General features: G+C 38.7%; 3 protein-coding genes. 1 reads left to right on the forward strand and 2 read right to left on the reverse strand.

What is annotated here, in order from left to right; all coding sequences use genetic code 11:
- Window positions 1-147 precede the first annotated feature (147 nt).
- Complete coding sequence (locus tag F6K13_RS20970; RefSeq protein WP_124145930.1) at window positions 148-609, reverse strand: AAA family ATPase; 462 nt, start codon at window positions 607-609, stop codon at window positions 148-150.
- 69 nt (window positions 610-678) lie between these two features.
- Window positions 679-1,965, reverse strand: coding sequence for a glucose-1-phosphate adenylyltransferase (locus tag F6K13_RS20975; RefSeq protein ID WP_124154568.1), 1,287 nt, complete (start codon window positions 1,963-1,965; stop codon window positions 679-681).
- 478 nt (window positions 1,966-2,443) lie between these two features.
- Here F6K13_RS20975 and F6K13_RS20980 point away from each other — a divergent pair, with 478 nt between their 5' ends.
- The gene (locus F6K13_RS20980; protein WP_192901152.1) at window positions 2,444-3,628 is read left to right on the forward strand and encodes an RNA-guided endonuclease TnpB family protein; all 1,185 of its coding nucleotides are present in this window, start codon (window positions 2,444-2,446) and stop codon (window positions 3,626-3,628) included.
- The last annotated feature ends 625 nt before the right edge of the window (window positions 3,629-4,253 follow it).

A 4,253-nucleotide genomic window follows, 5' to 3' on the forward strand; every position in this document is an offset into this window, starting at 1 on the left:
TCTCCTACTTCCTCGCTCATTCCCTTGTCTCCTGTCTCCTGTCTCCTGTCTCCTATCTCCTATCTCCTATCTCCTATCTTCTGTCTTCTGTCTCCTGTCTCCTGTCTCCTGTCTCCTACCCCAGCAAAAAGACTTTTTCAGCAAACCCTATTTAGTAATTCGTTTGAGTATATCTAATCCTTCTTCACAACTTGGAGGAGCATCTGTTAACTGTCGATACATTTTCATTATTACTTCTTCAGGAACTTGACGCTGTCGTTGTTGATTTCTTGTTAAGCATAATTCTAATGATTTGTCAAGCCATAAACCAGTTAGATGGGTAAATCCACTTTCCTTTGCCAGGTCAATTACTTGTCGTCGTTGCCGACGTTGGACATTAGTAGCGTCATATATGGCCAGAGATTTCTGGCGTACAGCTTGGTAAAATTGTTGTTGTACTTGCTGCCATACTCGGAGCCAAGGTCCTTGAATTGCTTCATCACCAAATAACTCAGCACGGATAGCATCAGTAGAAATTAATTGACACTGATGATATCTAGTAACTATTTTCCTTGCTAGAGTGGATTTACCACTAGCTGGAAGTCCAATAAGAATAATTAGTTTGCTCATAAACTAGCAATTAGCATTTAGTGGTTAGCGGTATTTACTACCAACTAACCACTAAAACTCAAACACTGACTAGATCACTGTGCCATCTGGGATAACGGCATTCTTCAAGACAACAACAATACCGCTACGAATGATAAATCCTTCATCCTCACGTTGAGCTTCCTCTATACGATCTTTATTAATAATCTGGACATTGCGACCAATGCGGGCATTCTTATCAATGATTGCCCCACGAACAGTAGTTTCAGCACCGATTCCCAATGGAACAATACCCTTTTGTCGCCCAGATTTACGCTCTGCAAAGGGTTCATAGTAATCTGCCCCCATCAGCAGAGAGTCCTCAATTACACAACCAGCTTCAACTCGTGATCGCACTCCTAAGACACAATGGTCAATGCGGCATTGTTTGAGAATACAACCTTCTCCGACAATTGATTCTGTAATTTGACAATCCAAAAGTTTACTTGGTGGTAAGTAACGAGAACGAGTATAGATAGGAGCTTTTTCATCATAAAAGCTAAAAGGTGGTTGAGGTTGTTGGGTCAAAGCCAAATTAGCTTCATAGAATGACCTAATAGTCCCGATATCTTCCCAATAACCTTCAAATGGGTAAGCTTGAACATTATAATCTTTAGCCGAATTAGGTAGAATTTGCTTACCAAAATCTGGAGCTTCGGATTCTTCCAATAGTTTGACCATGACATCTTTATTAAAGACATAAATCCCCATAGAAGCAATGTATGGTTGTTCTTTAGCGACTTCTGGACTAACTCCTAAAACAGTGGTATCCACTGCCATAATTTTTAGATCGTCCCCTTTAGGTTTTTCGCTAAATTCAATAATCCGACCAGAGTCATCAATTTTCATTAAACCAAAATCAGATGCTCGTGCTTCATCAATGGGCAAGACAGAAAGGGTAATATCTGCCTTTGTTTCAATATGACGTTGGACAAACTCCCGATAGTCCATGCGGTAGAGATGGTCTCCGGAGAGAATTAGGTAATAGTCAATATCCCACTCTTTAAATAACCAGATATATTTGCGGACAGCATCGGCGGTTCCTTGGAACCACTCTGGATTATCTTTAGTTTGTTGAGCTGCGAGAACTTCTACAAAACCTTCACTGAAGCCTGGGAAGTTGTAGGCGCGAGTAATATGACGGTTTAGAGAAGCTGAGTTGAATTGGGTCAGAACATAGATTTTCTCGATGTCTGAGTTGATGCAGTTACTGATAGGAATATCTATCAACCGATATTTCCCGGCTAGGGGTACTGCTGGTTTGGCCCGCAGTTTTGTTAATGGATAGAGGCGGGTACCTGCGCCACCGCCTAGAATTATACTTAGTACGTTTTTCACGGTTGAACCTCACTGCCAACAACATTGTCATTCTAAGTGTCCAATGGTTAGGGATCGTTGGCAAGGGGGTAGATTTTATGAAGTCAGAAGTCAGAAGTTAGAAGTTAGAAGTTAGAAGTAATCCCTGAGTGAGTTTGAGCATTTATAAATGTTCGCGCCCTATTTTTGTGGTGTTATATGTAGATATGGTTAGGTTAAATTTTGGTTATGGGTGGGCGATCGCTAATTATCTTTTCCCTTGTAGGTTTAATTAGGTAAAAGGAAGAAAACAACAAATATTTGGTAGTATAGTCAAGGGTTATTACTGAGAAGGAGCTGATTGCTAGTATCAATATCTATGGCAATTTCCGGCAAGAACTGAAAAAAAAGGGGATTTTTTTGACTTAGCCACAAAAAATATTTGAAAATGTGGTTGGAGGTGATTTGATTGTACGCCAAAAAACTTGAATTAAAACTCAGTAACCAGGAGCGCTCATTTATGGCGAAATGTGCTGGTTATGCTCGTTTTGTTTACAACTATGGCCTCAGTATGGTTAATGGAACTTCTGCCATGACCAAAGTTAACAAACGTGGTCAGGAAGTTAGCTTGAGTTACGCATTACGTATTTTAGAAGCTAAAAAAGTCTTTACTAACTATGTAAAAAAGCAGCCAGAATATGCCTGGATCAACAATTATTCGTCTCGCATTTATCAAAGTGCTTTTCAACATCTAGGTGAAGCATTTAAACGGTATAAAGAAGGAACCAGTAAGTATCCTAAGTTGAAAAGGAAAAAAGACAGACAATCTTTTACTGTTTATGACGGTAATGGAAAAGTTACAATTAACCCTGGTAAAAAAATTAAAATACCAACACTAGGGACTTTTCGATTATGGGAATCAATACCTTACACCACAGCAAGTCAGACTTTTACTATTAGTAGAACAGGGGAAAAATGGTTTGTTAGTTTTAGTATTGAAGCTGAGAAGTTGCCAGTTCATCCCCTATTAGATAAGCGACAATACGAAACTTTTGGTATAGATGTTGGAGTCAAACAATTTGCAAGTATAGCAAACCAAAAAAAGAGAGAAAATGAAGTTGTAAGTCTCCCAGACTCTATTAAACTAGAGCAATTAAACCTGGCTAAGTTTCAATGGCGCAATCGCAATAAACAAGTAGGAGGTAAAGGTAAACCACCTTCAAAAAATGCGATTAAATATTACAAAAAACTCGCGAAGTACCATTGTCGTATTGCTAACGTGCGTAGAGATTTCATAGAGAAAACTACTACAAAATTAGTGACTCAAGTCAAGCACGTCTGCTTAGAGAGTTTAAATGTGAAAGGAATGATGCAAAATGGTAAATTAGCAGCATCAATAGCTAGGCAAGGATTTTATCAGTTTCGGCAACGATTGACAACCAAAATCGTAAGCTCCGGTGGGACAGTAGTGCTAGCTGACCAGTGGTTTCCATCTTCTAAAACTTGTCATAGTTGTGGTCATATTCATCAAGAATTAAAGCTAAAAGACCGCACCTTTGATTGCCCTAACTTTGGAATGATAATAGACCGGGACTTGAATGCAGCACTGGTGTTATCTCAGTATGGGGAAATTAATCAAAAAAATAGGGTAGGCTGTACCCGAATTTACGCTTGTGAACTGGAAGAGGGCGGCCTCCCAGGTTGAAGCAAGAAGCAAACATCTTGACTGGCATTACTCAGGTTTTACCAAGTTTTGCCGGAATTGTATAGGTATTGTACAGCAGCTAAGTTTATATTTCTTCAAGTCATCAAATGAGGCCCCGAATCTGAAAATTGTTTGGGCAGATCAAGGTTATAGAATAAAACTAGAGAAGCCAGTGGCAATGAGCAAGTGGATGGAAATTAACTATTCAGAACTGAAAAAGGATTTAAAGTTTTGCCCAGACGTTGGGTGGTATAAAGGACTTTTGCTTGGTTAGGCTGTAATCCTAGACTTTCTCAAGATGATGAAGAATATCCTCACTAGCGAAACAGTGTAGTTGAAATTTTATAGTAGGTAAATAAAGTATAAAATCAACTGTTTTTAGGAATATTTTAGAAGGTGAAAAACTGGAAGCGAGCAAACTAGATACTTTAGCGATCGCCTATAGCAATCCTAAATTAGGTTGTAATATTTGATTGATAGTGGCGGTTTTGTTTCCAAACCCAATCTTTAATCTTAGGTGTGAATATCAAACCTCTACAGTTTTTTCTCACAAATCATTTGGGATTAGTAGTCCAAAAACATTTTGTATGTCAATACAAAAACTGATAGCTGATAACTTATAGTT

The organism is Okeania sp. SIO2B9, assembly GCF_010672505.1.
Lineage (GTDB): Bacteria > Cyanobacteriota > Cyanobacteriia > Cyanobacteriales > Microcoleaceae > Okeania > Okeania hirsuta.